This window comes from Moorena sp. SIO3I6 (assembly GCF_010672095.1).
Map to the genome: position 1 here is coordinate 1 of NZ_JAAHHU010000362.1, position 4,345 is coordinate 4,345.

General features: G+C 44.7%; 5 protein-coding genes and 1 pseudogene. 3 read left to right on the forward strand and 3 right to left on the reverse strand.

Going from position 1 to position 4,345, the window contains the following annotated elements; genetic code table 11:
• Nucleotides 1-2,056: polyphosphate kinase 1 (gene ppk1, locus F6K49_RS36050; RefSeq protein WP_293104544.1), on the reverse strand; the 2,056-nt coding region annotated here is incomplete at its 3' end.
• A gap of 82 nt (nt 2,057-2,138) precedes the next feature.
• Entirely contained in the window at nt 2,139-2,351 is a 213-nt protein-coding gene (locus F6K49_RS36055) for a hypothetical protein (RefSeq protein ID WP_008181887.1), read from the reverse strand.
• A 212-nt stretch (nt 2,352-2,563) separates the two neighbouring features.
• Here F6K49_RS36055 and F6K49_RS36060 point away from each other — a divergent pair, with 212 nt between their 5' ends.
• The 3 genes from F6K49_RS36060 (at nt 2,564) to sodX (ending at nt 4,140) form a co-directional block, all read left to right on the forward strand.
• Nucleotides 2,564-2,887 carry a hypothetical protein gene (locus F6K49_RS36060; protein WP_293020500.1) on the forward strand — a complete coding sequence of 108 codons (324 nt, stop codon included), beginning with the start codon at nt 2,564-2,566 and terminating at the stop codon, nt 2,885-2,887.
• A gap of 154 nt (nt 2,888-3,041) precedes the next feature.
• On the forward strand, nt 3,042-3,512 hold the full coding sequence (sodN, locus tag F6K49_RS36065) for a superoxide dismutase, Ni (protein ID WP_293104547.1): 471 nt from the start codon (nt 3,042-3,044) through the stop codon (nt 3,510-3,512).
• A 280-nt stretch (nt 3,513-3,792) separates the two neighbouring features.
• Complete coding sequence (sodX, locus tag F6K49_RS36070) at nt 3,793-4,140, forward strand: nickel-type superoxide dismutase maturation protease (protein ID WP_075903030.1); 348 nt, start codon at nt 3,793-3,795, stop codon at nt 4,138-4,140.
• Nucleotides 4,141-4,163: 23 nt separating this feature from the next.
• On the opposite strand, the pseudogene F6K49_RS36075 reads toward sodX, so the two are convergent.
• Nucleotides 4,164-4,345, reverse strand: a pseudogene (locus F6K49_RS36075) (hypothetical protein); the annotation flags it as partial.

Here is a 4,345-nt window from a genome sequence, read left to right on the forward strand (position 1 = left end):
CCAAATCTTTGGTAATCTCTGGGTCTTCCACTGGTGTCACTGCTTCTACCCGTCGATCCAAATTACGACGCATCCAGTCCGCACTGCCAATATAGACTTCCTCTTGACCCTGATTTTGGAAGTAAAAAATCCGTGAGTGTTCTAAAAAACGACCCACGACACTCACCACACGGATATTTTCACTGACTCCTTTAAGACCAGGACGCAGACCACAAATTCCCCGCACAATCAAGTCAATTTTTACACCAGCTTGTGAGGCGTTGTAGAGGGCGGTAATAATCTTGGGGTCTAGTAGGGAATTCATTTTGGCCACAATACGACCTGTTTCTCCGTTGCGGCAATGTTCAATCTCCCGCTGAATCATTTCGATCATGCGATCGCGTAAAGTAAATGGTGCGACCAACAACTTTCGATAAGACTTTTGCCGTGAGTAACCGGTCAAAGAATTAAACAAATCTGTCAAATCTGCTCCTAAATCATCACGACAACTCAATAGTCCTAAATCAGTATATAGTTTGGCAGTCTTAGAATTATAATTCCCCGTCCCAATGTGAACATACCGACGAATTGTATCTCCCTCCCGACGCACCACCAGCACAATTTTGGTGTGAGTTTTTAAACCCACCAAACCATAGACCACATGGACTCCAGCCTGTTCTAACTTCCGTGCCCAGACGATATTATTTTCTTCATCAAAACGAGCCTTTAGTTCTATGAGCACCGACACTTGGTCACCATTTTCTGCTGCTCTAATCAAGGCATCGATAATGGGTGAGTCACCAGATGTGCGATATAAGGTCATTTTGATGGCTAAGACATCTGGATCTTGAGCGGCCTGGGTAATGAAGCGTTCTACCGTTGCGCCAAAGGAATGATAAGGATGGTGTACCAGCAAATCCCTACTGCGAATCACGCTGAAAATATCTTCCACATTCTCTTCCCCTATAGGGAAGCGCAGGCGTCGGGGCACCACTGGTTCCCACACAGGGTCTTTCAATTCTGGCCGTGGCAATGCCATCAACGACATCAAGTCACCCAGTGCCAACAGACCTTCAAATTCATACACATCGGTTTCTTCAAGTTCCAGCTCTCGCATCAGCGTGTGCCTGACTAACTTGGAGGTAGTCACAGGAATTTCCATGCGCACGGCAGAACGTCCAAACCGTCGTTTCCGTAGTTCCTCTTCAATAGCTATCAGCAGGTCATCTGCCTCATATTCCTCTACTGTCAAATCAGCATTGCGGGTAATGCGGAAGGGATGACACTCCTGAATCTTCATCCCTGGAAACAGAGACTCCAAATTATGGGCAATGATTTGTTCGAGAGGAACACCAGTCCAACTAGTCGTTTTTCCATTCTGTTGTTGCTGCAATTTTTCCGGGAGGGGAACAAAGCGCTTTAAGACTCTAGGAACTTTCACCCGAGCAAACAATTCTGCTCCCGTTTCCGGGTCTTTGACCACTACCGCCAGATTCAGACTGAGATTGGACATGTAAGGAAAGGGATGGCTGGGGTCCACAGCTAGGGGAGTCAGAACTGGAAAAATTTGCTCGGAATAGTAGTTTTCCAGGTAATTCCGCTGTTTCTGGTTCAAGTCCACGTAGTCCAGAATGTAAATCCCTGCTTTGGCTAGCAGGGGTCGCAGTTCCTGCTCACAGTGTTGATGCTGTTGAGTTACCATCGGTAACAGCCGCACTCTGATGGCATCGAGTTGTTCACTGGGTGTGCGACCATCGGCTGTCCGTTTACTAACTTGTGCTTCCACCTGTTGTTTTAAACCAGCCACCCGCACCATAAAGAATTCATCAAGGTTAGAGCTAAAGATGGCCATGAACTTCAGACGCTCTAACAGAGGCGTTCGGGGGTCCGTTGCTTCATGTAATACTCGGTTATTGAACTCCAACCAGCTCAGTTCTCGATTGAAGTAATAGTCAGGGTCACTCAGATTAAGCTCAATTGTGTTCTGTTCTGTGGTCTGTTCAAATTCAGGCGTATTATTTTTAAATTGAAAATGGATATTTTCAACTTCAGACTCATTCTTTTTAGCTTTACCCATCATCCTCAGAGTTAACCCACTTGATCAGGCTCTTTTATGGCAACGAGAGAATAGTCAGTGAGATTCTACCGTTAAACGAACCTCAAGGATTAAAAACTTCGTCTTCTCTACCTACCCACCACTGACCTAAATTCATCAAATCCTGGTGAATATCTTCTAGTTCTCTGATATAAGCTTCCGATGATAGGGTGGCACGCCGCTCCTGAAGCTTCTTCAGGCGCAGTTGCACGAGTAACCAGGGTTTGGAGATGCCGTCAGTAGCTTCTATATATTGCGCTAACTCTTTACTATTCATCAATTTAACTTGAAATTTGTCTAATTTTTTAAATAAGGTAACACGTAATGTTAATAACTGTAAACTTATTTTAAATTAGAATAGTTATCTGGTATAAAAATTCGCGCAAGGGCAAAATGCAAAAGGCAAGAGGCAAGAGGCAAGAGGCAAGAGGCAAAAGTTCACGTGCATTAGCTTTTCGGCTTCTATCAATTTCCTAACTTTAATGCCTAGTGCTATATCTGGGGTTTACATCAGTTAACTTAGTGGGATGCTCCTTTGGAGCCGCTACGGGATTGACCTTGGCCTTTGGGCCACGCTACGCGAATGGTCACGCTTGTGGCCGTAGGCCAAACGCGAAAGCAAAACTCTATAAGATCTCCCCATCTCCCCATCTCCCCACACCTCCCACACTTCCCACACCTCCCACGATTCCCGACTCCCGACTCCCGACTCCCGATTCCCGACTCCCGATTCCCGACTCTCGATTCCCGATTCCCTATCTTCACATCGACTATCGTTTTAGAACACAACTTGCTATAACTTACTATGGGTAGGGGGGGGATGGAATAGATTGGGCTAACTAAGTTAGTTAACTAACTTAGTCTAGTCGGTTGTCAAAAACCCTAATTAGCCATTGGCTATCCTGGGGCTATTCCTCCCTTACCGATATTTACCATGTGCTCTGACCACAAGCGAACTCTAAAAAATATGTTGAAAAAAGTTATTGCCCAGCTCAAAGACTGGTTCCCTGCTCCAGAAGTCCATGCCCACTGCGACGGACCTTGCGGGGTGTATGACCCAGCTGCTGCACGTATCACCGCTGAGGCAGTACTCTCCATGACCAAGAAGATCATTGATCTTCAGCCAGCGAGTAATGATCCAGCGGCAGTAGTTGCTTACCAAAATACCCTATCCCGGTTCATTGCTATTAAGGAAGAGCAGGCTCAGAAGACTAAAGAGGAAATACTGATCCTGTGGACAGACTATTTCAAGCCAGTACACTTGGAGCAGTTCCCAGACCTACACGATACCTTCTGGAAAGCTGCAAAGTTATGCTCTGCCTGCAAGGTGGAAGTTAGCCTTGAGCACGCCAATGAGCTACTTGATGCAGTAGAGAATATCCACAAGATTTTCTGGGCAACCAAGAATCGCGATATTGTCTGGTATAAGGCTAGCTAAACCTCAGAATGTAGAATGTAGAATGTAGAATGTAGAATGTAGAAGGCAGAATGTAGAAGGCAGAATGTAGAAGGCAGAATGTAGAAGGCAGAATGTAGAAGGCAGAATGTAGAAGGCAGAATGTAGAAGGCAGAATGTAGAAGGCAGAATGTAGAAGGCAGAAAGCAGAATGTAAAATTCTTAATTCTTAATTCTTAATTCTTAATTCTTAATTCTTAATTCTTAATTCTTAATTCTTAATTCTTAATTCTTAATTCTTAATTCTACATTCTTAATTCAAATGCTTTTTACCAAAAACAGTATTCCTGAGCTAGCACTGTTGATATTGCGAAAACGGTTGCGCTTCCGAGTTACAGGAGTATCCATGACTCCCCTGCTCAAACCAGGAGAGGAAATCTTAATTGATCCGAGAGCTTATCGGCACATTCCGCCCAAAGTTGGTGACATTGTTGTTGCTAGACACCCTTACCAAAACCACTTGCGATTGGTGAAACGGGTAACTTTGGTGCTCGAAGATGGACGTTGTTTCCTGAAAGGAGACAACCGATTAGAAAGTACCGATAGCCGCTCTTTTGGTTTAGTGGATTCTCAACAAATTATTGGTAAAGTAACCAGTCGTTTTTTTTAGTCATTTTCTTTAACATCCCAAAGCTATCCCTTGGAATGCCTTTTTGGTTTTACCCACGCCACTCGCCCAAGAATTAGCAAGCCAATCGCTGAAGCAGAACCGACGAACAGATGAAGCGCCTGCTGTCCGGTAACAATCAGGGCAATACCAAAACCAACAGTGATCACATTTGAGAATAATGGGAATAGAAAAACTCGCCAGTCCC

Bases quoted from the DNA above. Each gene is read 5' to 3' on its own strand.
- F6K49_RS36055 (WP_008181887.1), bottom strand. From the start codon at position 2,351: ATGAATAGTAAAGAGTTAGCGCAATATATAGAAGCTACTGACGGCATC.
- sodN (WP_293104547.1), top strand. From the start codon at position 3,042: ATGTTGAAAAAAGTTATTGCCCAGCTCAAAGACTGGTTCCCTGCTCCA.
- sodX (WP_075903030.1), top strand. From the start codon at position 3,793: ATGCTTTTTACCAAAAACAGTATTCCTGAGCTAGCACTGTTGATATTG.